General features: G+C 74.8%; 24 protein-coding genes and 1 pseudogene. 9 read left to right on the top strand and 16 right to left on the bottom strand.

Going from position 1 to position 24,189, the window contains the following annotated elements; all coding sequences use genetic code 11:
- The first annotated feature begins 39 nt into the window (after window positions 1-39).
- Both lptE and holA read left to right on the top strand, forming a co-directional pair.
- Window positions 40-576, top strand: a complete 537-nt coding sequence (gene lptE, locus DT057_RS22450) for an LPS assembly lipoprotein LptE (protein WP_128564334.1) — start codon at window positions 40-42, stop codon at window positions 574-576.
- A 9-nt stretch (window positions 577-585) separates the two neighbouring features.
- A complete protein-coding gene (holA, locus tag DT057_RS22445) occupies window positions 586-1,620 on the top strand; it encodes a DNA polymerase III subunit delta (RefSeq protein WP_128564333.1) in 1,035 nt (344 codons plus the stop codon).
- Between the two features lie 107 nt (window positions 1,621-1,727).
- Here holA and DT057_RS22440 read toward each other — a convergent pair whose 3' ends face one another.
- The 9 genes from DT057_RS22440 to DT057_RS22400 form a co-directional block, all read right to left on the bottom strand.
- On the bottom strand, window positions 1,728-2,627 hold the full coding sequence (locus tag DT057_RS22440; RefSeq protein WP_128564332.1) for a ParB/RepB/Spo0J family partition protein: 900 nt from the start codon (window positions 2,625-2,627) through the stop codon (window positions 1,728-1,730).
- 38 nt (window positions 2,628-2,665) lie between these two features.
- Window positions 2,666-3,514: a ParA family protein gene (locus DT057_RS22435; RefSeq protein WP_128564331.1), complete on the bottom strand. Its 849-nt coding sequence runs from the start codon at window positions 3,512-3,514 to the stop codon at window positions 2,666-2,668.
- Complete coding sequence (gene rsmG, locus DT057_RS22430; RefSeq protein ID WP_128564330.1) at window positions 3,511-4,146, bottom strand: 16S rRNA (guanine(527)-N(7))-methyltransferase RsmG; 636 nt, start codon at window positions 4,144-4,146, stop codon at window positions 3,511-3,513. The genes DT057_RS22435 and rsmG overlap by 4 nt, the downstream gene beginning before the upstream one ends.
- Complete coding sequence (gene mnmG / locus DT057_RS22425; protein WP_128564329.1) at window positions 4,147-6,033, bottom strand: tRNA uridine-5-carboxymethylaminomethyl(34) synthesis enzyme MnmG; 1,887 nt, start codon at window positions 6,031-6,033, stop codon at window positions 4,147-4,149.
- Window positions 6,034-6,120: 87 nt separating this feature from the next.
- A complete protein-coding gene (mnmE, locus tag DT057_RS22420; protein ID WP_128564328.1) occupies window positions 6,121-7,434 on the bottom strand; it encodes a tRNA uridine-5-carboxymethylaminomethyl(34) synthesis GTPase MnmE in 1,314 nt (437 codons plus the stop codon).
- Between the two features lie 137 nt (window positions 7,435-7,571).
- On the bottom strand, window positions 7,572-8,921 hold the full coding sequence (rho, locus tag DT057_RS22415) for a transcription termination factor Rho (protein ID WP_203236346.1): 1,350 nt from the start codon (window positions 8,919-8,921) through the stop codon (window positions 7,572-7,574).
- Window positions 8,922-9,321: 400 nt separating this feature from the next.
- The gene (locus DT057_RS22410) at window positions 9,322-9,996 is read right to left on the bottom strand and encodes a Smr/MutS family protein (protein WP_128564326.1); all 675 of its coding nucleotides are present in this window, start codon (window positions 9,994-9,996) and stop codon (window positions 9,322-9,324) included.
- The gene (gene mltA / locus DT057_RS22405; protein ID WP_128564325.1) at window positions 9,993-11,294 is read right to left on the bottom strand and encodes a murein transglycosylase A; all 1,302 of its coding nucleotides are present in this window, start codon (window positions 11,292-11,294) and stop codon (window positions 9,993-9,995) included. Before mltA ends, DT057_RS22410 begins: the two co-directional genes overlap by 4 nt.
- A gap of 25 nt (window positions 11,295-11,319) precedes the next feature.
- Window positions 11,320-12,039 (bottom strand): Tim44/TimA family putative adaptor protein, encoded by a 720-nt coding sequence (locus DT057_RS22400; protein WP_203236348.1) that lies wholly within the window; start codon window positions 12,037-12,039, stop codon window positions 11,320-11,322.
- Window positions 12,040-12,397: 358 nt separating this feature from the next.
- Between DT057_RS22400 and secB the strand changes: the two genes are divergently transcribed.
- Entirely contained in the window at window positions 12,398-12,901 is a 504-nt protein-coding gene (gene secB, locus DT057_RS22395; protein ID WP_128564323.1) for a protein-export chaperone SecB, read from the top strand.
- Between the two features lie 40 nt (window positions 12,902-12,941).
- Here the strand turns inward: secB and dnaQ are convergent, their stop codons facing one another.
- The 5 genes from dnaQ to DT057_RS22370 form a co-directional block, all read right to left on the bottom strand.
- Complete coding sequence (gene dnaQ / locus DT057_RS22390) at window positions 12,942-13,661, bottom strand: DNA polymerase III subunit epsilon (RefSeq protein WP_128564322.1); 720 nt, start codon at window positions 13,659-13,661, stop codon at window positions 12,942-12,944.
- Window positions 13,662-13,814: 153 nt separating this feature from the next.
- A complete protein-coding gene (gene coaE / locus DT057_RS22385; protein ID WP_128564321.1) occupies window positions 13,815-14,447 on the bottom strand; it encodes a dephospho-CoA kinase in 633 nt (210 codons plus the stop codon).
- Complete coding sequence (locus tag DT057_RS22380; RefSeq protein WP_128564320.1) at window positions 14,444-15,313, bottom strand: shikimate dehydrogenase; 870 nt, start codon at window positions 15,311-15,313, stop codon at window positions 14,444-14,446. The genes coaE and DT057_RS22380 overlap by 4 nt, the downstream gene beginning before the upstream one ends.
- A gap of 15 nt (window positions 15,314-15,328) precedes the next feature.
- The gene (locus tag DT057_RS22375; protein ID WP_128564319.1) at window positions 15,329-15,952 is read right to left on the bottom strand and encodes a Maf family nucleotide pyrophosphatase; all 624 of its coding nucleotides are present in this window, start codon (window positions 15,950-15,952) and stop codon (window positions 15,329-15,331) included.
- Between the two features lie 51 nt (window positions 15,953-16,003).
- Window positions 16,004-16,834, bottom strand: a complete 831-nt coding sequence (locus DT057_RS22370; RefSeq protein ID WP_128564318.1) for a pyruvate, water dikinase regulatory protein — start codon at window positions 16,832-16,834, stop codon at window positions 16,004-16,006.
- Between the two features lie 552 nt (window positions 16,835-17,386).
- Here DT057_RS22370 and hemE point away from each other — a divergent pair.
- From hemE to DT057_RS22350, 4 genes are all read left to right on the top strand, one after another.
- Window positions 17,387-18,490, top strand: a complete 1,104-nt coding sequence (gene hemE, locus DT057_RS22365; RefSeq protein WP_128564317.1) for a uroporphyrinogen decarboxylase — start codon at window positions 17,387-17,389, stop codon at window positions 18,488-18,490.
- Window positions 18,491-18,547: 57 nt separating this feature from the next.
- Window positions 18,548-18,973: a protoporphyrinogen oxidase HemJ gene (gene hemJ / locus DT057_RS22360; RefSeq protein WP_128564316.1), complete on the top strand. Its 426-nt coding sequence runs from the start codon at window positions 18,548-18,550 to the stop codon at window positions 18,971-18,973.
- Window positions 18,974-18,995: 22 nt separating this feature from the next.
- On the top strand, window positions 18,996-19,892 hold the full coding sequence (locus tag DT057_RS22355; protein ID WP_238313988.1) for an alpha/beta fold hydrolase: 897 nt from the start codon (window positions 18,996-18,998) through the stop codon (window positions 19,890-19,892).
- Between the two features lie 61 nt (window positions 19,893-19,953).
- The gene (locus tag DT057_RS22350; protein WP_128564315.1) at window positions 19,954-20,799 is read left to right on the top strand and encodes an acid phosphatase; all 846 of its coding nucleotides are present in this window, start codon (window positions 19,954-19,956) and stop codon (window positions 20,797-20,799) included.
- 117 nt (window positions 20,800-20,916) lie between these two features.
- Here the strand turns inward: DT057_RS22350 and DT057_RS22345 are convergent, their stop codons facing one another.
- Both DT057_RS22345 and DT057_RS22340 read right to left on the bottom strand, forming a co-directional pair.
- On the bottom strand, window positions 20,917-21,687 hold the full coding sequence (locus tag DT057_RS22345) for a TerC family protein (protein ID WP_128564314.1): 771 nt from the start codon (window positions 21,685-21,687) through the stop codon (window positions 20,917-20,919).
- 20 nt (window positions 21,688-21,707) lie between these two features.
- Window positions 21,708-22,625 (bottom strand): lipid kinase, encoded by a 918-nt coding sequence (locus DT057_RS22340; RefSeq protein ID WP_128564313.1) that lies wholly within the window; start codon window positions 22,623-22,625, stop codon window positions 21,708-21,710.
- Window positions 22,626-22,968: 343 nt separating this feature from the next.
- Here DT057_RS22340 and DT057_RS22335 point away from each other — a divergent pair, with 343 nt between their 5' ends.
- Together DT057_RS22335 and DT057_RS22330 are read left to right on the top strand one after the other, a co-directional pair.
- The gene (locus tag DT057_RS22335; protein WP_128564312.1) at window positions 22,969-23,775 is read left to right on the top strand and encodes a hypothetical protein; all 807 of its coding nucleotides are present in this window, start codon (window positions 22,969-22,971) and stop codon (window positions 23,773-23,775) included.
- 165 nt (window positions 23,776-23,940) lie between these two features.
- Window positions 23,941-24,189, top strand: a pseudogene (locus DT057_RS22330) (thermonuclease family protein); the annotation flags it as partial.

Genomic DNA, 24,189 nt, shown 5'->3' with positions numbered 1-24,189 from the left:
GCCCACGGGGCGCGATTGGACGATGCGGGACGGACCAGAATGGCAGTCAGCAGAGTGACGACGGCACGCAATCTCGTGGTCGCGGCCAGCCTGGCGCTCGGCCTGTCGGCCTGCTTCCGCCCGCTCTACGGCCCGACGGCCTCCGGCGCACCCCTCGGCGCCCTGCTGGCCTCGATCCAGGTCGATCCGGCCCAGACCGCGCAGGGCCAGGAGCGCCTCGGGCATTACCTGCGCAGCGAGCTCGTCTTCGATCTCGACGGCTCCGGCCAGCCCTCCGAGAAGCGCTACCGCCTGATCCTGTCGACGAGCGAGTCGGTGCAGACGCCGATCGTCAGCTCGCTGACCGGCCGGGCCGAATCCGCGACCCTGCTCGGCATCGCCTCCTACAAGGTCGTGTCCCTGGACGGCACCCGCACCATCACGGACGGGGTGGCGCAGGGCTCCGCCACCTACGACCGCTCGGTCCAGCGCTTCGCCAGCGTGCGGGCCGCCCGCGACGCCGAGATCCGGCTCGCCAAGCTCCTCGCCGACCAGATCAAGACTCGCGTCGCCGCGATCCTGGCGACCCAGCCCTGAGGCCGCCCGATGACCGCCGTCAAGGCCGGCGAGGTCGAGGGGCTGCTCCGGCGCGGTCCCGACCCGCGCATCCTGGTGATCCTGGTCTACGGGCCCGACACCGGACTCGTCGCTGAGCGCGCCCGGCGTCTCGCCGAGAGCGCCGTCGCGGACCCCGCCGACCCGTTCGCGCTGGTCAAGCTCGACGGGGACGCGCTCGCGAGCGACCCGGGACGCCTCGTCGACGAGGCCGGCACGGTCGGGCTGTTCGGCGGCCGGCGCGCGGTCTGGGTCCGGCCGGGCAGCCGGAACTACGCGCCGGCCGTCGAGGCGGTGCTCAAGAGCGACGGCGCCGACACCCGCATCGTGGTCGAGGCCGGCGACCTCGCCCGGACCGCGCCCCTGCGCACCCTGTGCGAACGCTCACCCCGGGCCCTGGCGCTCCCCTGCTACCCGGACGACGCCGGCGCGCTCAACGACCTGATCGAGCGCACCCTGAGGGCCGAGGGCCTGCGCATCACCCGGGAGGCCCGCGAGGTGCTGGCCGCCGGCCTCGGCGGCGACCGGGGCGCCAGCCTCGGCGAGATCGAGAAGCTCGCCCTCTACGCCCGGGGCCGCGAGGAGATCGGCCTCGAGGACGTCGAGGCGATCGGCAGCGACGTCTCGGGCTCGGTGCTGAACGCCCTGATCGACGCCGCCTTCGCGGGCCGCGTCGCCGAGACCGAGCGCAGCTACCGTCGTTTCCAGGTCGAGGGCATGGAGGCGTCGGTGATGCTGGGCTCGGCCCTGCGCCACGCCCTGACGCTGCTGGCGACCCGGCTCGACGGCGAGGGCAAGAGCCCCTCCGCCCTGGTGGCGGGCTGGCGCGGCCTGCATTTCCGCCGCCAGAAGAGCGTCGAGATCCATCTCGCGCGCTGGACACCGGGCGGCCTCCGGCGCGCCGTGGCGCTGCTGCAGGAGGCCGTGCTGGCCTGCCGCCGCGCCGACAGCGCGTTCGCGCACGCGCAGGCCGCCGACCTGTTCCTGCGCCTCGCCGTCGAGGCCGCTCGCCGCGGCGGAGGGTGAGCCCCGTCCGCCGCGCCCGGCCCCGGCGGCAGGGCACCGGTGCCGGCGAGCGCGGCCCGGCGACAATCCCCGGGGACCGGCGGGATGGCGGGGGCCGCGAGCCCGCGTCAGCCCGCGATCGAGAGTTCGAGGCGGCGGCAGAGCCCGTCGAGCTGATCCAGGCTGCCGTAGCGCAGCCGCACCTCGCCCCCGCCGCCCCGCGCCTCGATCGACACGACGAGGCCGAGCACGTCCTCGAGGCGGCGCTCCAGGGCGCGGGTGTCGGCGTCCTTCCCGGGCACGGCCTTGCGCGGGCGGCCGGGGCGCGGGCCCGCGCCGGCCTGCTCGCCGGACGCCATGGCCTCGACCTCGCGCACGTTCATGCCGTCCTCGATCACCCGGCGCGCCATCGCCTCGGGGTCCTTGACCCCCAGGAGCGCGCGGGCGTGGCCGGCGGTGAGCGTGCCGCTGATGACGTGGTCCTGCACGGACGCCGGAAGCTGGAGCAGCCGGAGCGTGTTGGCGAGGTGGCTGCGGCTCTTGCCGATGATCTCCGCCAGTTCGGTCTGGCTGTAGCGGAACTCGCTCATCAGGCGCTCGTAGCCGGCGGCCTCCTCGATGGCGTTGAGGTCGGCACGCTGGACGTTCTCCAGGATGGCGTATTCGAGCGAGGTCCGGTCGTCGACCTCGACCACCACGACCGGGACGTCGTGCAGGCCCGCGCGCTGGGCCGCGCGCCAGCGCCGCTCGCCGGCGACGATCTCGAAGGCGTCCGGCACCCCGGCCACCGCCCGGACGACGATCGGCTGGATCACGCCGCGGGTCCGGATCGAGGCGGCGAGCTCGTCGAGCTCGGCCTCCGCGAAGAAGCGGCGCGGGTTGCGGGGGTTGGGCCGCAGGAACTCGATCGGGACCCGGCGCTGCCCCTTGGACCTCTCGGCGGCCGCGGCCGGCGCGTCCTCGCTGAAATCGCCGATCAGCGCCGCGAGCCCACGCCCGAGCCGCGCCCGCGTCACCTCTTCCGCCATGCTCTCGTCCTTCGTGTGTGACCTGTTCGAACGGCGCCTCAGGCGGCGGCCGGCAGGCGGCCCTCGCGCTGGATGATCTCGGAGGCGAGCCGCAGGTAGGCCTGGGATCCGGCGCACTTGAGATCGTAGAGCAGGACCGGCTTGCCGTGGGAGGGCGCCTCGGAGACGCGCACGTTGCGCGGGATCATGGTCTCGTAGACCTTGTCGCCCATGAACTCGCGCACGTCCGCCACCACCTGCGTCGACAGGTTGTTGCGGGGATCGAACATCGTGAGCACGATGCCCTGGATGGTCAGGCGCGGGTTCAGGGCTGCCTTGACCTGCTCGACGGTGCGCAGGAGCTGGCTCAGGCCCTCGAGGGCGAAGAACTCGCATTGCAGCGGCACCAGCACGGCGTCCGCCGCCGCGAGGGCGTTGAGGGTGAGGAGGTTGAGCGAGGGCGGGCAGTCGATGAGCACGTAGGTGAAGCGCTCGTGCTCCGGCACGTCCTCCCGGGCGAGGGGCGCGAGCACCCGCCGCAGGCGCTGCGCCCGGTCCGCCTCGCTCGCCATGGCCATCTCGAGGCCGAGCAGGTCCATGGTGGAGGGCGCCACGGAGAGCCGGGGCACGGCCGTGACCAGCACCGCCTGCCGCAGCTCGGCCTCGCCCGCCAGGACGTCGTAGGTCGAGAGCCGGCGCTGACGCCGGTCGATGCCGAGGCCCGTCGACGCGTTGCCCTGGGGATCGAGGTCGATGATGAGCACCCGCTCGCCGATGGCGGCCAGCGCCGTGCCGAGGTTGATGGCGGTGGTGGTCTTGCCGACGCCGCCCTTCTGGTTGGCGAGCGCGATGATGCGCAGGGGCCGCGGGCTGGTGCTCGCCTGCGCCTCGGAGGTGTCCGCGATCATGGAAGCTGGCCGCTCACGCTGGAGACGCGGACGATTCTCGCCTCAGAATCAGTCCGGCTCGGGATCAAGTCCGCGCTGAATCTCCACGTTTCGCGCGCCAGGGTCAATTCGGTTAAGGTATCACGTCCCTTCGGAAACAGCCCGACGGCGCCCTTTTGCAACAGCGGGGCGGTCCAGGCGAGGAGCTGCGGCAGGGGCGCGAGGGCGCGGGCGCAGACGATCTCGGCCGCGGTGAAGCGCGCGACGACGGTCTCGATGCGCGCGATGTGAACGGCCGCCGGAGCACCGGTGATCCGGGCCGCCTCCCGCAGGAACGCGCCCTTGCGGGCGTTGCTCTCCACGAGGTCGACCTTGAAGCCGGGCCGCTCCCGTCCGGCGATGGCGAGGATCAGGCCGGGGATCCCGGCGCCGCTGCCGAGGTCGAGCCAGCGGGTCGCGTCCGGGGCGAGGGCGAGCAGTTGCAGGGAATCGGCGATGTGCCGGGTCCAGACTTCGGACAGGGTCGAGGGCCCGACGAGGTTCTTGATCCTCTGCCAGCGGGTGAGTTCCGCGACGTAGAGGTCGAGGCGGCCCGCCGTTTCACGTGAAACACCGGCCGCGGCGAGAACGGCGTCGCGATCGGGCAGCGGCATCTACGAGGCCCGCCGCGGGGCCGGGGAGGGGGCTCGGCGGGCATGCGCGGCGAGGAGCGTCAGGGCCGCCGGCGTCACGCCCTCGATGCGGGCGGCCTGGCCGAGCGTGTGGGGCCGGACCCGATCGAGCTTGGCGCGCAGTTCGTTCGACAGCCCGGCGATGCCGGCGTAATCGAGCGCGGGCGGCAGGATCACGGCCTCGTCCCGGCGGAAGGCCGCGATGTCGGAACGCTGCCGGTCGAGGTAGACGGCGTAGGTCGCGTCCGTGCGCAGCCGGTCCGCCACGGGCGCCGGCACCGCGCCGAGATCGGGCCAGATCGCCGCGAGCCGCTCCCACGGGATCTCGGGATAGGACAGGAGCTGGTAGGCCGTGCGCCGGATGCCGTCCTGGTTGAGGGTAAGCCCGTGCCGCTCGGCCTGCGCCGGGGTGAGGCTGAGGGATTCGAGGCGGTGCAGGGCCCGCCGCAAGGCCTCGCGCCGGGAGGCGTGGTGCGTCGCGCGGGCGGCCAACACGCAGCCGAGCGCGACGCCGCGGCCGGTCAGCCGCTCGTCCGCATTGTCGACCCGCAGGCTCAGCCGGTACTCGGACCGGGAGGTGAACATGCGGTAGGGCTCGCTGACCCCGTGGGTCACGAGGTCGTCGATCATCACGCCGATGTAGGATTCCGCGCGGTCGAACACCGCCAGGCCGGAGGCGCCGGCGAGGCGGGCCGCGTTAACGCCGGCGACGAGGCCCTGGCCGGCCGCCTCCTCGTACCCGGTGGTCCCGTTGATCTGGCCCGCGAGGAACAGGCCGGCGATCCGGCGGGTCTGGAGCGTCGGGTCGAGCTCGCGCGGGTCGACGTAATCGTACTCGATGGCGTAGCCGGGTCGCAGCATCTCCGCCCGGGAGCACCCGGGCAGCAGGCGGACGATTCCCCGCTGGATCTCCTCGGGCAGTGAGGTGGAGATCCCGTTCGGGTAGACGGTCGGGTCGTCGAGGCCCTCGGGCTCGAGGAAGACCTGATGGCCGTCGCGGTCGCCGAAGCGGACGACCTTGTCCTCGATCGACGGGCAGTAGCGCGGACCCCGGCTGGTGATGCCGCCGGAATACATCGCCGAGCGGTGCAGGTTCGCCCGGATCAGGTCGTGCACCGCGGACCCGGTGCGGGTGATGCCGCAGGTGATCTGGGGCGTGACGATGCGCGCCGTCATGGTGGAGAAGGGCACCGGCTCGTCGTCGGCGGCCTGCTGCTCGATGGCGTACCAGTCGATGGTGCGGCCGTCGAGGCGGGGCGGGGTGCCGGTCTTCAGGCGGCCGAGGGCGAAGCCGTGGCGGCCGAGGGTGGCGGCGAGCCCGAGGGCCGGACCCTCGCCCATGCGGCCCGCCGGCACGGTCGTGTCGCCGATATGGATGAGCCCGCGCAGGAAGGTGCCGGTTGTCAGCACCACGGCCGGGCCCGCGAGAACGGCCCCGTCCGCCAGCACCACGCCGGCGACGCGGCCCGCCGCGACGGTGAGGTCGACGACCTCGTTCTCCAGGACGGTCAGGTTCGGCGTCGCGTCGAGGGCGGCCTGCATGGCGCGGGCGTAGCGCTTGCGGTCGGCCTGCGCGCGCGGCCCGCGCACGGCCGGGCCCTTGCGGCGGTTGAGGAGCCGGAACTGGATGCCGGCCTGGTCCGCGACCCGGCCCATCAGCCCGTCGAGGGCATCGACCTCGCGCACGAGGTGGCCCTTGCCGAGGCCGCCGATTGCCGGATTGCACGACATGGCCCCGAGGGTGTCGCGGCGGTGCGTGACCAGGGCCGTGCGGGCGCCGCAGCGGGCCGCCGCCGCAGCGGCCTCGGCGCCCGCGTGTCCGCCGCCGACGACGATGACATCGAAGCGCGTGGGTTCGTGAGAGGACATGGGGGTGATTAGGGCGGCGCCCGGTTCGGCGTCAATGCGGACGATCCCTCGCCGGTCCGCGCGGCACCCGGCCCCGCTGCTCCGCCGCTACTTGCCGATGCAGAAGCTCGAGAAGAGACGGTCCAGCACCTCCTCGACGCCGACCCGCCCGGCCACCTCGCCCAGGGCCCGGACGGCGAGCCGCAGGTCCTCCGCCACGAGTTCGGGCGGCGTCGCGGCGTGCGCCGCGACGACCCGATCGAGGTGGGCGGCGCAGCGCTCGAGGGCGATGCGCTGGCGCTCCCGGGTCACGACGGCGTCGCCCGCCCCGAGGGCATCCTGCGCCGCGGCCTCGAGGGCGGCGAGGAGGCGGTCCAGGCCCGCGCCGGTGCGGGCGGAGATCGCCAGGGAGGCGTCCCGGCTCCCTCCCGCGAGGTCGCTCTTCGTGCGAACCCGCAGGACCCGCCCGAGGCCCGCCGGCGGCGCCTCGCCGGTCTCGGTCAGCCAGAGCACCAGGTCGGCCTGGGCCATGCGGCGCCGGCTGCGGGCGACGCCCTCGGCCTCGACGCTATCGGCACTCTCGCGCAGGCCCGCCGTGTCGACGAGCAGCACCGGAAGGCCGCCGAGGTCGCAGCGTACCTCGATGGCGTCCCGGGTCGTGCCCGGGACGTCGGACACGATGGCCGCGTCGCGCCGGGCAAGGGCGTTCAGCAGCGTCGACTTGCCGGCATTCGGAGCGCCCGCCAAAACGACCGTGAACCCGTCGCGCAGGCGCTCCCCGCGCCGGCCGTCCGCCAGCGCGGCCCGGACCGAGTCCCGCACGGGGGCGGCCGCGGCCGCGATGCCGGCCGCGAGGGTGTCGTCGTCGACGTCGCCCTCGTCGGAGAAGTCCAGGGCCGCCTCGGTCCGGGCGAGGCCGTCGAGGAGCGCGGCGCGCCAGGCCTCGACGCGCCGACCGAGGACACCGTCGAGCTGGCGCAGGGCCTGGCGCCTCTGGGCCTCGGTCTCGGCGTCGATCAGGTCGGCCAGGCCCTCGACGGCCGTGAGGTCCATGCGCCCGTTCAGGAAGGCGCGCCGCGTGAAGGCGCCAGCCTCGGCGGGAACGAGGCCCGGCACGGCGGCGAGCGCGCGCAGCACCGCGGCCCGGACCGCGAGGCCGCCGTGGAGATGCAACTCCGCCATGTCCTCGCCCGTGACGGTGCGGGGTCCCGGAAGCCAGGCGACGAGGGCCCGGTCGAGGACCTCGCCGGTGGCGGGCGCGCGGAGCGTGCGCAGGGAGAGGCGGCGGGGCGGGGGAGGGGGCGCGCCGGTCAGCGCGGCCAGGGCGGCGTGCGAACGCGGCCCGCTGAGGCGGATGACGGCGATCGCGGCCCGGCCGTGCCCGGAGGCCGGTGCGAAGATCGTGTCCGGACCGTCGGTCATGCAGGATCGTCGTGACGTAGCGGATGGGCCGTCGGCCCCGCGGGTGACCGGCACGCTCCGTCCAGAGACACCGAGCCGGCTATCTCATTTGCTGAGCCGGCAAAACGGTGCGGCGCCCCGCTCGGGCGCCGCCCGGGTCAGGTGTTCATCGAGTCGAAGAAGTCGCCGTTGCTCTTCGTCTGCCGGAGCTTGTCGAGCAGGAACTCGATCGCGTCGGTGACGCCCATCGGGTTGAGGATGCGGCGGAGCACGTAGGTCTTCTTGAGCGCGTCCGGCGGCACCAGCAGCTCCTCCTTGCGGGTGCCGGAGCGGGTGATGTCGATGGCCGGGAAGATGCGCTTGTCCGAGACCTTGCGGTCCAGGATGATCTCCGAGTTGCCGGTGCCCTTGAACTCCTCGAAGATCACCTCGTCCATGCGCGAGCCGGTATCGATGAGGGCGGTCGCGATGATGGTGAGCGAGCCGCCCTCCTCGATGTTGCGGGCGGCGCCGAAGAAGCGCTTGGGCCGCTGGAGCGCGTTGGCGTCGACGCCGCCGGTCAGCACCTTGCCGGAGGACGGCACCACGGTGTTGTAGGCGCGGCCGAGGCGCGTGATCGAGTCGAGCAGGATGACGACGTCGCGGCCGTGCTCCACCAGGCGCTTGGCCTTCTCGATCACCATCTCGGCGACCTGGACGTGGCGGGTGGCCGGCTCGTCGAACGTGGAGGCGATGACCTCGCCCTTCACCGAGCGCTGCATGTCGGTGACCTCCTCGGGCCGCTCGTCGATGAGCAGGACGATGAGGTAGCACTCGGGGTGGTTGAGCGTGATCGACTGGGCGATGTTCTGCATCAGCACCGTCTTGCCGGTGCGGGGCGGCGCCACGATCAGGGCGCGCTGGCCCTTCCCGATCGGCGACACGATGTCGATGATGCGGGGCGAGAAGTCCTTCCGGGTCGGCTCGGAGAGCTCGAGCTTGAAGCGCTGCGTCGGGAACAGCGGCGTCAGGTTGTCGAAATGGACCTTGTGCTTGATCTTGTCTGGGTTCTCGAAGTTGATCGTGTTGACCTTGAGGAGCGCGAAGTAGCGCTCGCCGTCCTTCGGGCCGCGGATCGGGCCCTCGACGGTGTCGCCGGTGCGCAGGCCGAAGCGGCGGATCTGCGTCGGCGAGATGTAGATGTCGTCGGGACCGGGCAGGTAGTTCGAATCGGAGGAGCGCAGGAAGCCGAAGCCGTCCTGCAGCACCTCGACGGTGCCGGCACCGATGATCTCGACGTCCTTGGCAGCGAGCTGCTTCAGGATCGCGAACATCAGCTCCTGCTTGCGCATGGTCGAGGCGTTCTCGACCTCCACTTCCTCGGCGAAAGTGATGAGCTCGGTGGGCGTCTTCGACTTGAGGTCCTGGAGCTTCACCTCCCGCATCGCGGGGGCCAGGGTCTCGATCGGTGCGAGAGTATCTTCGATCATGGGATATCGGGGTGCGGGGGCGCTGCTGGGAGACGTCATGTCGGGGATCGTCCGTCGGCCGTGAGGCACGGCGTGGGGCGGGAGAGGCGGGTGGCCGAGGCGGGCACCGTACGCGGAATCGTCGCCTGATTGTCCCGGAGGTCGCGATGGGGAGCCGAGCGGCTCGGGCGCGACGTGACGTGACTTGTAGGAGGGAACGACTGTATGTAACGGGTCCGGCGCGTGGACTCAAGTCCCCGGAGACGAGAAAAGGGGTCGGTTCGGCGTGTCGTCCCGACGGGTCCGCCGCAGGAGCGATGCCGGATTGCCGGCCGCCCGCGCGCATGCTCCGGCGGGCTGTCGGAGCACGGGGCCGACTATCGGCGGGTTTCCGGACCGGCCGCATTAACATTCTGAGGGCTTGGCCTGCCTAAGGGCTCGGCCCCTGGCCCGGGCCGGCTCACCCGCGGCGGCGCAGCCGGATGTAGAGCGCCCCGCCGCCGCCGTGGTGGTGCGCCGCCTCCTCGAAGCCGACCACCAGCGGGCGCAGTTCGGGCAGGCGCAGCCAGTGGGGGACGCTGCGCCGGAGCACGCCCCGCTCGGCGTAGGGATCGTCGCCGGCGGCTCCCTTGCCGGTCACCACCAGGACGACGGCGTGGCCTGCGTGGCGGGAGCGGTGCAGGAAGCCCACGAGGGCGGCGTGGGCCTCCGCCTGTCGCAGCCCGTGCAGGTCGATGACGGCGTCGACGGTGCGCGAGCCGCGGCGCAGGCCGGTGCGCAGGCGCCGCTCCAGGGCGGCGAGGGGCGGCAGGGGAGGGGCCGCGGGCGGCGTCGCCGGGGCGGGCCGGGCCACCGCGGGCTTGGCGCTGGCAGGCTTGGCGCTGACTGGCTTGCCGGGCTTGGCCGCGGCAGGCTTGGCATTGGCAGGCTTGGCGGGCACGGGCTTGAGCGCCGTGCCCTTGCTGGCCGTGCCCTTGCCGGCACGCGGCGCCTCGGCGGCGACCGGCGCGGGGGCAGGGGGCGCGGGCGGCGGCGCGCGCCCGCGCAAGGGGGTGATCAGGCGGGCGATCTCGGCCCAGAGGTGGCGCTCGTCGACGGTGAGGCGGCGCTCGCGCGGGCGGCGCGGGCCGCTCACGGCCGCGCCTCCGCGGCCGAATCCGGGGCTTCGGGGCTGGGGATTTCGGAGGCGGGACCTTCGGGGGCGGGCGGCCTGGGCAGCAGCACCACGAAGCGCGCGGCGTCCCGCAGCAGGCCCGCCACGGCGCCGGCGTCCGGCCCGGTGCCGAGGTAGAGGTCGCCGCGGGCCGGGCCGAGGATCGCCGATCCGGTGTCCTGCGCGATCACCAGCCGGGCGAGGGGCGTGCTGCCGCCCTCGGTGGTCGGGAGAGTCCCCTCGAGCCAGAACGGCAGGCCGTAGCGCCAGAGCGTCGCGTCCACGGCGAGGCTGCGCCCCGCCGCCAGCGCCACGCCGGCGGCGCCGCGAGGCCCCGTCCCCGGATCGGCCTCGTCGCGGCGGAAGAAGACGTAGGAGGCGTTGCGGCGGATGAGGCTGCGGGCCGCGTCCGGGTTCGCCCGCAGCCAGCCGGTCCAGCGCGCGAGCGTCAGCCCCTCGAGCGGGAGATGGCCGTCCGCGACCACGAGGCGGGCGACGGAGGTGTAGGGCCGGCCGTTGCGGCCGTCGTAGGCGAGGCGCAGGGAGCGGCCGTCCGGCAGGCGCACCCGGCCCGAGCCCTGGACCTGCAGCACCAGGAGGTCGACGGCGTCGCGCAGGTAGGCGACGGGGCGGGCGCGGTCGCCGAGGGCGCCGTCCTCGATCGCGGCGCGGTCCGGGTAGGGCTGGAAGGCGTCGCCGTCCCGGCGCGCGGCGCGCAGGCGCGGGTCGAGGCCGGGCCGGGTCTCGCCCGGCTCCAGCGAGACGAGGTCGTCGGGGCGGGCGAGCGCCGGCACCGGGAAGGCGGGCGTCGGCACCAGGGACCCGTCGAGCTCGGGCTCGAAGTAGCCGGTGAGGAAGCCCGCCCGGCGCTCGGCCGCCGCCTCGCGGGACGGCCGCAGGACGCGGTAGGCGGCGAAGTTCTCCTGGAAGAAGGCGCGGGCCCGGGACGCCGGGGTGGCGGCCGCCGCCGCGCAGGCGGCGGTCAGGTCCTGGCCCGGAGCCCCGGGCGCGGCCTCCGCGAGGACCGGCCGGGCCGGCTGCGCGCAGGTCGCCCGGAAGGCCGCGAACGCTGCCGCGAGATCGTCCCGCTCGAAGCCCGGGAGGCTCGCGAGCGCCACCGGCTCGAGCACCGCCTCGCCGGCCCGCAGCGGCTCGGCGCGGGCGCCGCCGGCCAGGACCGGCCCGAAGACCGGCCCGAGCCCGAGGACCGGCCCGGCCCCGAGCACCAGCCGGGCGCCGATGAGCAGCGCCGCCGGGAAGGGGCCGGGTGTCGGCGGCATCGCGCGTCCGGTCGCCCTGGTCGCGTCAGTGGCCGGCTTCGGTGGCGACGAGCTGCCAGTTGGGGTCGCGGCTGCCGAGGGTGCGGGCGAAGGTCCACACGTCGGTCACGTCCACGACCTTGTCCGGGCTGCCGTCCACCACCGTGCCCTGGGGGCCGCGGGTGGCGGTGATCAGCTTCGAGAGGTAGCGCACGGTGATCTGGGCGACGCGGTTGCGCAGGTCGACGCCGACGATCTCGGCCCGGTCGATGGACACGAAGGTCGTCTCGACGGTCTGGCCGGCCCGCTCGCGGGTCTGGATCGCCCGCTCGAAGCCGTCGGCGACCTCGCGGGAGAGCAGGGTCTTCAGCGTCTTGCGGTCGCCCTTGGCGAACGCGATCACGATGGTCTCGTAGGCCATCTTCGCCCCGTCCGCGAAGGCCCGGGGGTCGAAGCCCGGCTCCTGCTGCAGGATCAGGTCGAGGCCGCGCGCGGCGGGCGAGTTCGGTTCGACCACGCCCTTCCAGTTGCGCGGCACCGCCGTGGCGACGGGAGCCGCGGCGCCGCGCTCGGGGCCGGCGCCCGGCAGGCGCACCACGTTGTCGCCGTCCCGGGCGGCGGCCGGCGGCTCCTCGCGGCGGGCGAGCGGGTTGAAGGGCGGCCGCTCCGTGCCGGTCTTCTGGCCCAGAACCGAGCGCAGCTTCCAGATCACGAAGACCGCAAGCCCGAGGAAGATGAGGGTCGTAAGGTCGAGGGAATCCTGCATCATCGATCCGATCGTGGCGGCCGCCCGCGGGTCGCCCCTGACCACCGGCCCGGCGGCTTTGGCATCGGCACCGGGGGTAAGGCAAGCGTGCGAGCCGGCGCGCGACCGCGGGGCCTGTCCCGATATGGGGTCTGGCGCCGGCCGTATCCAGCCGCCCCGGGCACCAAGACGCATCCCGGCGCGGACGATGCGCCACGGGAATTCCGCAGGGTCAGGGGGGCCTGGAGGATGATCGGCGCCTCAGCTTGTTCGCGCGGTGCGGGCATGATAGCGCCAACGCCGCCGTCGCGCGCGCCACTTTTTTCGCCAGCGCGCGCATGGCCCGTACCTGTCGTCCAGCCCTCGAAGGAACCCCGCCATGGCCGATTCCCCGGTCCCGAACGGCAACGGTGGCGCCACGGCGCAGCCCGACGATTTCACGCCGACGCTCAACGCGCTCGCCCAGTACGCCAAGGACCTCTCCTTCGAGAATCCCAATGCGCCGCGCTCGCTCCAGCCTCAGCAGCAGGGCCCGCAGATCAACATCCAGGTCAACGTCAACGCCAAGCAGCTCGCCGAGGAGGACTTCGAGGTCGACCTGCGGCTCGAGGGCGACGCCAAGATCGGCGCCGAGGTGCTGTTCGCGTTCGAGCTGACCTATTCGGGCATCTTCCGCCTGCGCAACATCCCGCAGGACCAGGTCCACCCGGCCGTGATGATCGAGTGCCCGCGCCTGCTGTTCCCGTTCGCGCGCCAGATCATCGCCGACGCCGTGCGCAACGGCGGCTTTCCGCCGCTCTACATCGACCCGATCGATTTCGTCGGCCTCTACCGCCAGAAGGCGGCCGAGGCGCAGGCGCAGGGCGGCGGCCCGGCCGCCTGACCGCCCCGGAGCGCGCCGTGACGGCCGCGGCGGGCGGCCGTCAGCCCGCGCCCTCCTCGCCGAGGTAGTCGCGCCAGATCGCCCCGGCGCCGAGGCCGGCCGCGAAGGCCGCGTGGGCCCCGCGCTCCGCGTCGGTGAGGCGGCTCCTCACCGGCCGCGGGCCGAGGAGGACGGGAGCCGCCCGGGTCGCGGCCCCGGCCGCGGCGGCCCCGCTCTCCACCATCAGGCCGAGGCTCGTCTGCTTGCCCCCGAGCAGCTCGATGTAGACCTCGGCCAGGATCTGCGCGTCGAGGAGCGCGCCGTGCTTGGTGCGGCGCGAGTTGTCGATGCCGTAGCGGGCGCACAGCGCATCGAGGTTGTTGGCCGCCCCCGGATGCTTGCGCCGGGCGAGCGCCAGGGTGTCGACCACGCCCGCGAGCTCGATGGCGGGCGGAGCCTTGCCGCCCAGGCGCGCGTACTCGGCGTTGAGGAAGCCGACGTCGAAGGCCGCGTTGTGGATCACCATCGTGGCGTCGCCGAGGAAGTCCAGGAACCCGGGCAGCACCGCGGAGAAGACCGGCTTGTCGGCCAGGAAGGCGTCCGAGAGGCCGTGCACCTGGAAGGCGCCCTGCGACACCGCCCGCTGCGGGTTGATGTAGCAGTGGAACTCCCGGCCCGTCGGGATGTGGTTGAGGAGCTCGATCCCGCCGATCTCGATCAGCCGGTCGGTCTTGGCCTCGGTGCCGGTGGTCTCGGTGTCGAGGACGATCTCGCGCAGCACGGCTCTCACTCCCCCGTCTGGGCCCGCCGGCCCGGCCTGCCGGCCGGGCCCGGACGCGCCGGGCCGGTATAGGCCCGAAGTGGTTAACCGGAGTGCCGCGGGCCCGCGGGCAAGCCGGAGGCCCCGCGGGAAAGCCCCGGACGTCCCGCGGGCTCACGCGTCCCGGTCCGGCCCGGCGCGCCGCCGCAGGTCGCCGCGCGCCACCGCCGCCACCAGGGCGTCGACCTGTGCCTGCGCGTGCGCGAAGCCCCGGCCGGTCTCGATCAGGACATCTGCCCGGCGGCGCTTCTCCGCGTCGGGCATCTGCTTGGCGAGGATCGCCGCGAACGTCTCCTCGGTCATGCCCGGCCGGGCGAGCACGCGGGCGCGCTGCACCTCGGGCGGGGCGGTGACGACCACGACCGCGTCGCAGCGGGCCGCGCCGCCGGTCTCGAGCAGCAGGGGCACGTCGAGCACCACCAGGAGGGCGCCGGCCTGCGCGGCCAGGAAGGCCGTCTCCGCCTCGCGCACCAGCGGGTGGACCAGGGCTTCGAGCCGGCGCAGGCGCTCCGGGTGGTCGAGCACCGCCGCCCGCAGGCGCCCGCGGTCCACCGAGCCGTCCGGCGCGAGGGTGCCGGGGAAGGCCGCCGCGATGCGCGGGGCGGCCGCACCCCCCGGGCCGTAGAGTTCGTGCACGCAGGCGTCGGCGTCGTGCACCGGCACGGCGCGGGCCCGGAACATCGCCGCGGTGGCGCTCTTGCCCATGCCGATCGACCCGGTGAGGCCGAGGATCACGGGCCGCGTCACCGCCGTCCCTCGATGTCCGCGACCACGAGGGCGCGCAGGGACGGCGTCACCTCCGGGGTCGCGCCGAACCAGCGCGCGAAGCCCGGGACCGCCTGGTGCAGCAGCATGCCGAGGCCGTCGACCGCCGCGAGGCCGCGGGCCCGCGCCGCGGCGAGGAGCGGGGTCTCCAGGGGCACGTAGACGATGTCGGCCACCGCCGCCTCCGGTGGCAGGGGCGCGAGGTCGAGGGCGAGCGGCGGATGCCCCGCCATGCCGAGGGAGGTGGTGTTGACGAGGAGCCCGGCCCGCGCGAGGCGGTCGCCCCGCGCGAGCGCGTCCCAGGCCAGGACCTCGACCCGGGCGGGATCGAGGCCGCCCAGCGCCCGCGCGCGCCCGTCGCTGCGGTTGGCCACCTGCACCCGGGGCAGGCCGCGCTCGAGCAGGCCGACCACGACCGCCCGCGCGGCGCCGCCGGCGCCGAGCACCAGGGCGGTCCGGCCCGCCGCGGTGCCGGTCGCCTCCGGCCAGCCCGCCCCGAGGCTGGCGTCGAGATGCGCGAGGAAGCCCGGCGCGTCGGTGTTGTCGCCGTGCAGGCGCCCGGCCCGGTCGAACCACAGCGTGTTGACCGCCCCGATCCGCGCCGCCCGCGGCGTCGCCACCTCGGCGAGGCGGAAGGCCGCCTCCTTGTGCGGCAGGGTGACGTTGCCGCCGGCCCAGCCGGCGGCGGCGAGCCCGCGCACGAAGTCCGGAAAATCCTCGGGCGGGATGTCGAGGCGCTCGTAGGTGCCCGGGAGGCCGTGCGCCGCGAGCCAGTGGCCGTGGATCAGGGGCGAGCGCGAATGCGCGATGGGGTGGCCGACCACGAAGGCCTTGGGCGGCGGGGTCATCGTCCGGGCTCCGTGTCAGAAGGCCAGGAGGCCGTGCCCGCGCAGGCGCGCGAGCAGGGGCAGGAGCGGCAATCCCAGGATGGTGGCGTGGTCGCCCTCGATCCGCGCGAACAGGTGGATGCCCACGCCCTCGATCCGGTAGGCGCCGACGCTGCCGGTCACGCCCGGGCCGGCGGCGTCGAGATAGGCCGCGATGGCGGCCGCATCGAGGGGGCGGACCGTGAGCCGGGCCGTCGCCACGACGCGGTCGACCACGGCCCCGCCGAGCGCCAGGGCGGCGGCGGCGTGGAGCGCGTGGGTGCGGCCCTGGAGCCGGGCGAGGTGGGCGGCGGCCGCGGCGCGGTCGGCCGGCTTGTGCAGGACCGCGCCGTCGAGCGCGAGCACCTGGTCGGCCCCGAGCACCACCCGGTCCGGCGCCGCGCGGGCCACCGCCAGGGCCTTGGCGTCGGCGAGGCGCTGGGCCAGCGCCTCGGGCGCCAGGCCGGCGGCCTGCGCCTCGACGGCGCGCTCGTCGACGCCCGGCGCCCGGGTCTCGACGGCGAGGCCGGCCGATTCCAGGAGCGCCCGGCGGGTCGGGCTGGTCGAGGCGAGGATCAGGGGCTCGGGCCCGCGCCAGAGCGGGAAGGAGGCGTGCGACATCGGCCGCCCTCTCTCGCCGGTCCGGCCGGCGCGCGCAAGCGGGCGCGCCGGTCAGACCGCGATGAACTTCATCCGGTGCTCGCGGTGCAGGTCGACGATCGCCGCGGCGGTCTCCTCGATCGAGCGGCGGGTGACGTCGATCACCGGCCAGCGGTGCTTGGTGAACAGGCGGCGCGACGACGCGATCTCGTTCGCCACGGCATCGCGGTCGACGTAGGGCGAGGATTCGTCGGCCTTGAGGCTGAGGAGCCGGTTCTGGCGGATCTGGACGATGCGCTCCGGCGAGGCGATCAGCCCGACGACGAGGGGCTTGCGCAGGGCCTCCAGCACCGGGGGCGGGGGCATGCCGGGCACGAGGGGGATGTTGGCGGTCTTCAGGCCGCGGTTGGCGAGGTAGATCGCCGTCGGGGTCTTCGAGGTGCGGCTGACCCCGAGCAGGATCACGTCGGCCTCGTTGAGATCCACCGGCAGGTTGCCGTCGTCGTGGGCGAGCGTGAAGTTCATCGCGTCGATGCGCTTGAAGTACTCCGCGTTCAGCATGTGCTGGGCGCCCGGCCGGGCGGTGGAGTGCGCGCCGAGGTAGGATTGCAGCAGCCGGTGCACCGGCTCCAGCACCGAGAGGGCGGGCGAGCTCGTGGCCCGGCAGGCCTCCTCCAGGCGCTCGGTCAGGTCCTGCCCGACCAGGGTGTAGAGCACGATGCCGGGCGCCTGCTCGATCTCGTTGATCACCCGCTCGAGCTGGGCGCTCGACCGCACCAGGGGGTAGACGTGCTCGATCGCCGAGACGCCCTCGTACTGGGCGGCCGCCGCCCGGCCGACATTGATCAGGGTCTCGCCGGTCGAGTCCGAGACGAGGTGGAGGTGGAAGTAGCTGCGGACCACGCGGTCTCCCCGGGACGGGCGGGCGCGAGGGCCGCACCCGCGGCCGCCGCGCGGTCCCGCCGCTGCGCCAGACTATCCACCGGGAGGCGCGTTGGGGAGTCGACGAGTGTGGAAAATCCGGCCGGCGCGCGGGCCCCGGGGCCCCGGGCGGCGAAACTGTCGACTCCCGCATCAACAGGCGCGCCCGGCCGGTCGGTCCGCCGGACGCTTTTGGGAGAATCCGGGACGCCTCGGGCGCCGGGGCACCGCGCCGGGGCGCAAGCCCCTCGCGACTCTGGCGATACCCCGACACTAGAGCGAATTTGTTAAAGCCCTCTTAACGTCGCGGCCGTGGGGACGGGCTGTGGACGCGCCTGCGCCGCCCTTACGCCCCCCTCTAATAGAAAAAACAGACTCTTCAGAATCTCTCTTTTCTTCTCAGAGGGCCGGGTGGGGATGGCGGCCGGCGAGGGGCCAGCGACCACGCGTCGGGCTGGCGTCGCCTCGCGAGTGCCTGCATAGGAGGAGCCACGGCCGAACCGCGAAGGCGGCCGGGACGAGGCGAGGGCGGGAATGGGCGAGACCCCGGAGGCCGGAGCAGCGGCCGCGAGCGAGACGGCGGCGCAGCGGCCGATCCTGCGGGTGCTCGGGGGCGAGGCGCTGTCGCCGCCGCCCGCCTGGATGATGCGTCAGGCCGGGCGCTACCTGCCGGAGTACCGGGCCGTGCGGGCCGAGGCCGGCTCCTTCCTCGACCTCTGCTACAATCCCGACTTCGCCGCCGAGGTCACGCTGCAGCCGATCCGGCGCTTCGGCTTCGAGGCGGCGATCCTCTTCTCCGACATCCTGGTGGTGCCCCACGCGCTCGGCCAGGACGTGCGCTTCGTGGAAGGGGAGGGGCCCCGCCTCGACCCCCTCGCGGGGCGGGCGGAGTTCGAGGCCCTCAAGGACGCCGGGGACCCGGCCGTGATGGACCGCCTGGCGCCGGTCTTCGCGACCGTGGCGCGCCTGCGCCGGGACCTGCCGGACGAGACCACGCTCCTCGGCTTCTGCGGCGCGCCCTGGACGGTGGCGAGCTACATGATCGGCGGCCGCGGCACCCCGGACCTCGCCCCCTCCCGGGCCCTGGCGGCGGCCGACCCCGCCCTGGTGGACGCCCTGATCGACCGTCTGGTCACGGTCTCCACCGACTACCTCGTGCGCCAGCTCGCGGCCGGCGCCGACGCGGTGCAGATCTTCGAGAGCCACGCGGGCGCCCTGCCGGCGGTGCCGCCCGGGGAGGCGGGCGACGCCCTCGAGCGCTGGAGCTTCCGGCCGGTCGCCCGGATGATCGCCGGCATCCGGGCCCGGGTGCCGGGAGCGAAGGTCATCGTCTTCGCCCGCGGCTCGGGGCTCGAGGGCCACGCCCGGGTGCCGGAGGCCACGGGCGCCGACGCGGTCGGGGTCGACTGGGCGGTGGACCTCGCGGCCCTGCGGGCCCGCCTGCCGGCCCACGTCGTCACCCAGGGCAACCTGGCGCCCGAGACCCTCATCGCGGGCGGCCCCGCCCTCGACGCGGCCGTGGACGCCATCCTGGCCGCCACGCGGGGCACGCCCCACATCTTCAACCTCGGCCACGGCATCACGCCGCAGACGCCGATCGCGCATGTCGAGCGGATGCTCGCCCGCCTGCGCGGCTGAGGACGCCGCGCCGCGTGGCCTCCGAACAGGCCTCAAGGGCCCCGAACAGGACAGACCGTGCTCTACCTCTGGATCAAGGCCGGCCACGTCGTCGCGCTCATCGCCTGGATGGCCGCGATGCTCTACCTGCCGCGCCTCTTCGTCTACCACGCCGCCCTGCCGGCCGGCTCGGCGCAGGGAGAGACCTTCAAGGTGATGGAGCGGCGCCTCGCCAAGGCGATCATGCTCCCGGCGATGATCGCGACCTGGATCCTCGGCCTCACGCTCGCGGTGATGAGCGGGGCCTACACGCAGGGCTGGTTCCACGCCAAGCTCGCCCTGGTGCTGGCGATGAGCGGCATCCACGGCTGGCTCTCGCGCATGGTCAAGGACTTCGCCGCCGACCGCAACGCCCGCGCCCCCGGCTTCTACCGGGTGATCAACGAGGTGCCGACGCTCCTGATGATCGGCATCGTGATCCTGGCGGTGGTGAAGCCGTTCTGAGGCCGGGCCGGGGAGGCGTCGCATGAGTGGTGCGGAGGGGGGACGGGCGGATCCGGGCGGGATCGGGACGCGCACGCTGTCCGTGACCCTCGCCGGGCGGAGCGTCGCGCTCGCCTGCGACGTGACCGGCAGCGGGCCGGAGGCGCTGCTGCTGCCGGCCCCCTCGTCGATCGCCACCCGGGAGGAGATGCGTCCCCTGGCGGCGTGCCTCGGCGGGTTCCGGTGCCTCGTCCCGGACTGGCCCGGCTTCGGCGCCGCCCCGCGCGCCCGGGTGCCCCTCGAGCCCGCGACGCTGCACGCCGCCCTGGACGGGCTCCTCGCGCAGGCGCCCGGCCCCTACGCGCTCGGCATCGCGGCCGGCCACGCCGCCGGCTACCTCGTGGCCGCCGCCCGCCGCCATCCCGAAGCCTTCGGACGGCTGGTCCTCGTGGCGCCGACCTGGCGCGGGCCGCTGCCGACCGCCATGGGGCCCGAGCGCCGGCCGCTCTACGGGCGCCTGCGCCGGGCGGTCGAGACCCCGGTGGTCGGCGACCTCCTCTACCGCCTCAACGTCAGCACGGCCGTCGTCGCCCGGATGATGCGGGCCCACGTCTACGCCGACGCGGCCCACGTCACCCCGGCCGTGCTCGCCGCCAAGCGCCGGGTCACCCACCAGCCCCGGGCCCGCTTCGCCACCGCGGCCTTCGTCACCGGCGGCCTCGACCCGGTCCTGACCCGCGCGGCGTTCCTGGACCTGTTCGGCCCCGGCCTGCCGCCGGTGCTGGTTCTGCGCCCCGCCGGGGCGCCGCGCCGCTCCGGCGCCGAGATGGACGCCCTCGTGGCCGGCGGCCGCGTCGACGCCGCGGAGGTGCCGGGCGCCCTCTCGGCCCACGAGGAGTATCCGGAGGCGGTGGCGGCGGCGATCCTCGCCCGCCGCTGAGCCCCCACCCGAGCGGGCCCGCCGCCGGGTCCCGCCCGCCCGCCACGCGAGTGCTCCCACGATGCGCCGGTCGATCCTCGTCCTCGCCGTCCTCGCCCTCGCGGGCGCGCCAGTCCCGGCGGCCCGCGCCCGGGAGGCCCCCGAGGCGGCGCCGCCGGTCGCGGCGGACCCGGTCCGGCCGGAGGCGCGCGCCCGGGTGCCCTACCTGGCGGACGGGGCCCTCGACACCGTGGCGGTCCTGCCCCCGCCGCCGCGGCCCGGCAGCGAGGCCGAGGCGGCCGACCGGGCCGCCTACGCGGCCACCCGGGCCCTCGAGGGGACCTCGCGCTGGCGCCTCGCCACCGCCGACGTCGCCTCCGGCGCGGCCCGGCTCCTCGACGACTTCTCCTGCGCGGTCGGCCGGCGGCTCGACCCGGCCCGGCTGCCGGCGCTGATGAGCCTCCTCGAGCGGGCCCGGCTCGACGTGGTGGCGGCGGTGCGGCGCCCCAAGGAGCACTACGCCCGGGTCCGGCCCCACGTCGGCAACGCCGCGCCGCTCTGCGTCGCGCGCAGCGTGCGGCTGGCACGGAGCTGGTCCTACCCGTCCGGCCACACCACCGAGGGCTGGGCCTTCGCGCTGATCCTCGCGGCGATCCTGCCCGACCACGCCACCGCGATCCTGCGGCGCGGCCGCATCTACGGCGAGAGCCGCATCGTCTGCGGGGTGCACTGGCGCAGCGACGTCGAGGCCGGCCGCAGCAACGGCGCGGCGCTGTTCGCGGCCCTTCTCGGCAACGCGGCGTTCCGGGCCGACCTGGACCGGGCCCGCGGCGAGGTCGCCGGGAGCGCGGGGGCCGGGCCCGCGACGCCCCCGGACCCGGAGGTCTGCGCGATGGAGGACGAGGCGGCGGCCGGCCCGCTGCCCTGATCGGCCGGTCGGGGCCGCGCCGTCCCTCACGGAGCGGGTCCCCGGGGGAGCGTGGCGCGGCGCCGCCGACGCCACCCCGTTCCCCGCCGCGCCGTGGACCGCCCCGGCGGGGGACGCTCAGGCCGGTTCCGCCGTCCCGGGCGCCTTGCGGGCGGCCTCGCGCTTCGCCTGCCGGGCGCGGCGGCCGAGGATGTTGAGGATCTCGACGCCGGCCGAGAACGCCATCGCGGTGTAGATGTAGCCCTTGGGCACGTGCGCCCCGAACCCTTCCGCGATCAGCGTCATGCCGATCATGATCAGGAAGCCGAGCGCCAGCATCACCACCGTCGGGTTGGCGGCGATGAAGCGCGACAGCGGGTCGGCGGCGACCAGCATCACGGTCACGGCGGCGACCACCGCCACCACCATGATCGGCACGTGATCGGTCATGCCGACCGCCGTGATGATGCTGTCGATCGAGAACACGAGGTCGAGGATCAGGATCTGGCCGATGGCCGCCGCGAAGCCGAGGCGGGCGCCGCCGGGACCCGCCTCGCCCGGCTCGGGGTCGAGGGTGTGGTGGATCTCCTTCGTGGCCTTCCAGAGCAGGAACAGGCCGCCCGCGATGAGGATCATGTCGCGCCAGGAGATGCCCTTGCCCAGGACCGTGAGGACCGGCTCGGTGAGGTGGACGATGTACGCCACGGTGCCGAGCAGGGCGAGGCGCAGCCCCAGGGCGAGGCCGATGCCGATGCGCCGGGCCCGGCTCTGCTGCGCCTCCGGCAGCTTGTTCGTCAGGATCGAGATGAAGATCAGGTTGTCGATGCCGAGCACGACCTCCATGACGACCAGGGTCGCCAGGGCGGCCCAGGCCGTCGGGTCGGCCGCCAGCTGCAGGATGGAATCCACGTTCGTCCTCGCAGGATGATTCAGGGAAAGATCGAGGCGCGGCCGTGCGCGACCGGCGGCGGCGCGTGGACCTGGACCGCCTTGGGCAGCACCCGCAGGTGGGCCGGCGTGTAGGTCGTGAGCTCGCCGTCGGTGTTGACCGGTCGGGGCTTGCGCGTGCGCAGCACCACCTCGGTGGTCTGGAAGGCGCGCACGTCCGCGGCCTTCCCCTGGGTGCCCCGGCGCAGGGCCGGCAGCAGCGCCAGGAGCCGCCACCAATGGGCCACCTCCAGGCTGTAGAAGTTGAGCAGGCCGTCGTCGACGGTGGCGTTCTCCTCCACGGTCATGCCGCCGCCGTAGTGGCGGCCGTTGCCGACCGAGACCTGGATGGTGCGCACCGTCTCCACGACGCCGTCGTGCTCGATGTAGACCGTGAAGGGCCGGGCCCGCCGCAGCAGGCGGATCGCCGCCACCCCGTACCCGATCGTGCCCAGGCGGCGCTTCAGGTCGGCGGTCAGCTCGCCGGCGAGGTCGGCCGAGAAGCCGATGCTGGCGACGTTGAAGAAGTGGTGGCCGTTGACGCAGCCGAGGTCGATCGGGCGCGCCGGCATCGTGGCGATCGTCTCGGCCGCCTCCAGGGGATCGAGCGGCAGGCCGAGGCTGCGCGCGAGGTCGTTGGCGGTCCCGAGGGGCAGGATGCCGAGGGGCATCCGCGCCTCCGCCAGGGCCTGGGCCGCGGCGTTGAGGGTGCCGTCGCCGCCGCCCAGGATCACGAGGTCGCAGGTCCGGGCATGGTCGCGGATCAGGACCTTGCAGTCGGTCTCCTCCGGCGGCGGCATCACGGGCTCGATGCCGCCCCGCCGCAGCACGTCCTTGACGGCCTCGAGGTCGAGACCGCCGTTGCGGGCCTTCGGGTTGACGACGAGCAGCGCCCGCCGGCCCGCCTCAGCGCCGGCCACCGTCGCCTCCGGGCAGGTGGGCGTGCGGGAGGTGGGAGTGCGGCCGGGCGGGCCCGCCCGCGGGGCGCCCGGAGGCGGGCATGGGTTCGGAACGCGAGCCGTTCACGGCGCGGGCCCTCCAGTGCGATCGTGCCGCGTCAGCACAACGGCAGAGAAGGGGTCCGACATCGCGGTCGACGCCTCGACCGCCAGAGGGGCCCGGACCCTGGTTGACCCTGAGGTGGGGCCTCGCCCGCGGTTGACAAGACCGACGGCCCTGTTGAACGCGCGCCACGACGCAATGGAACCGTAACCGTGGCATCCGACGTTCTCCCTCGACACCGCTCTCGCCCCGGTCGCCGCCATGCGCATCCCCACGCCGTCCCCCCTGCTCGGCCTCCTCGTGGCGGGCGCCCTCGCGCCCTCGGCCCTCCTGCCGTCGGCCGCCCTGGCGCAGGGGGCCCGGAGCTGGGTCGATCCGCCCGCCAAGGACGGGGCGCCGGCGGCGGCGAAGCCCGCCGGGCCCGCCTTCGCGCCCGCCCCCGCGCCGCGCCCGTCCCGGAACGCCGCCGCGCTCGAGCGCCCGCCCGCCACCCCGCACCGGGTCGCCGAGACCCGCCGGGCGCCCCGGGTCGGTATCCACGCGGCGACCGCCTCGCGCCGCGCCGCGCGCGTGGCGCGCGAGGAGCGCCGCTCCGTCGCGCCCCCGGCTCCCTCCGTGGCGGCCTCGGACGATCAGGTGCGCGGCTGGGCCTTCGCGGCGCAGCGCCTGACCCGCGATTACCTCGCGTCGATCTCGGGGACGAACAACGCCACGCTCGGCGCGGCACCCGGCTTCTACGGCGACCGGGTGGTCTTCCACGGCCGGCCGATGAGCGTCGCGGCCCTGATGACCGAGAAGCGCCGCTTCGTGCAGCGCTGGCCCGACCGGCGCTACCGGCCGCGCCCGGATTCCCTGCGCACCGCCTGCAACGCCGGGCTCGCCACCTGCCGGGTGCGGGCCACGGTCGATTTCGTGGCGCTGAGCCCGGCGCGGGGCGCCCGCTCGCAGGGCACGGTCGACCTGGAGCTGGCGGTCAGCTTCGCGGGCGGACGCCCGGTGATCGTGGCGGAGACGAGCCGGGTCGTGCACCGCGACCAGGTCGCCAGCGGCCGGATGCCGGAGGAGTAGGGGCCGGCGGGCGGCCCGGTCGCGTCGCCTGCGCGAGGGGCCGCCCGAGGGAGCGTGTACGCGTGGCTCGCCTGCGGTTAGGCTCGCCTGGCCCGTTCCGGGCGGGCCTGACGCGGGCGAGCGGGGTTCGAGGGATCGGGCAGGACGACGGGATTTGATGCCGACATGACCTCGCGTGAGCAGATGCAGGCGCTGATCCGGGCCGAGATCGACCGGCAGCGGCCCGTCGCGGTGGCCCGGCGGACCCTCGAGCTCCTGGTCGAATCCGCCACGCGGGCCACCGACGCGCCGCCCGGCTACCAGGTCGTCGACCGCGACGGCGCAATGCGGACCCGATCGGTGGCGGGTGAGGCGGTGCCCCTCGGCCTCGGCGACCTGATCGCGGAGCTGCGCCGCCAGCATCCGAGCCTGTTC

It is taken from the genome of Methylobacterium crusticola (genome assembly GCF_003574465.1).
In the GTDB taxonomy this organism is placed as follows: Bacteria; Pseudomonadota; Alphaproteobacteria; order Rhizobiales; family Beijerinckiaceae; genus Methylobacterium; species Methylobacterium crusticola.
The sequence above is the reverse complement of the archived record's forward strand: the minus strand, read 5'-3'. Positions and strand labels throughout refer to the sequence as shown.

Bases quoted from the DNA above. Each gene is read 5' to 3' on its own strand.
- DT057_RS22375 (WP_128564319.1), bottom strand. From the start codon at position 15,952: ATGTCGCACGCCTCCTTCCCGCTCTGGCGCGGGCCCGAGCCCCTGATC.
- DT057_RS22335 (WP_128564312.1), top strand. From the start codon at position 22,969: ATGCGCATCCCCACGCCGTCCCCCCTGCTCGGCCTCCTCGTGGCGGGC.
- rsmG (WP_128564330.1), bottom strand. From the start codon at position 4,146: ATGCCGCTGCCCGATCGCGACGCCGTTCTCGCCGCGGCCGGTGTTTCA.
- secB (WP_128564323.1), top strand. From the start codon at position 12,398: ATGGCCGATTCCCCGGTCCCGAACGGCAACGGTGGCGCCACGGCGCAG.
- mltA (WP_128564325.1), bottom strand. From the start codon at position 11,294: ATGCCGCCGACACCCGGCCCCTTCCCGGCGGCGCTGCTCATCGGCGCC.
- DT057_RS22435 (WP_128564331.1), bottom strand. From the start codon at position 3,514: ATGATCGCGGACACCTCCGAGGCGCAGGCGAGCACCAGCCCGCGGCCC.
- holA (WP_128564333.1), top strand. From the start codon at position 586: ATGACCGCCGTCAAGGCCGGCGAGGTCGAGGGGCTGCTCCGGCGCGGT.
- DT057_RS22380 (WP_128564320.1), bottom strand. From the start codon at position 15,313: ATGACCCCGCCGCCCAAGGCCTTCGTGGTCGGCCACCCCATCGCGCAT.
- lptE (WP_128564334.1), top strand. From the start codon at position 40: ATGGCAGTCAGCAGAGTGACGACGGCACGCAATCTCGTGGTCGCGGCC.
- hemE (WP_128564317.1), top strand. From the start codon at position 17,387: ATGGGCGAGACCCCGGAGGCCGGAGCAGCGGCCGCGAGCGAGACGGCG.
- DT057_RS22355 (WP_238313988.1), top strand. From the start codon at position 18,996: ATGAGTGGTGCGGAGGGGGGACGGGCGGATCCGGGCGGGATCGGGACG.
- rho (WP_203236346.1), bottom strand. From the start codon at position 8,921: ATGACGTCTCCCAGCAGCGCCCCCGCACCCCGATATCCCATGATCGAA.
- DT057_RS22350 (WP_128564315.1), top strand. From the start codon at position 19,954: ATGCGCCGGTCGATCCTCGTCCTCGCCGTCCTCGCCCTCGCGGGCGCG.
- mnmE (WP_128564328.1), bottom strand. From the start codon at position 7,434: ATGACCGACGGTCCGGACACGATCTTCGCACCGGCCTCCGGGCACGGC.
- mnmG (WP_128564329.1), bottom strand. From the start codon at position 6,033: ATGTCCTCTCACGAACCCACGCGCTTCGATGTCATCGTCGTCGGCGGC.
- DT057_RS22400 (WP_203236348.1), bottom strand. From the start codon at position 12,039: ATGCAGGATTCCCTCGACCTTACGACCCTCATCTTCCTCGGGCTTGCG.
- DT057_RS22440 (WP_128564332.1), bottom strand. From the start codon at position 2,627: ATGGCGGAAGAGGTGACGCGGGCGCGGCTCGGGCGTGGGCTCGCGGCG.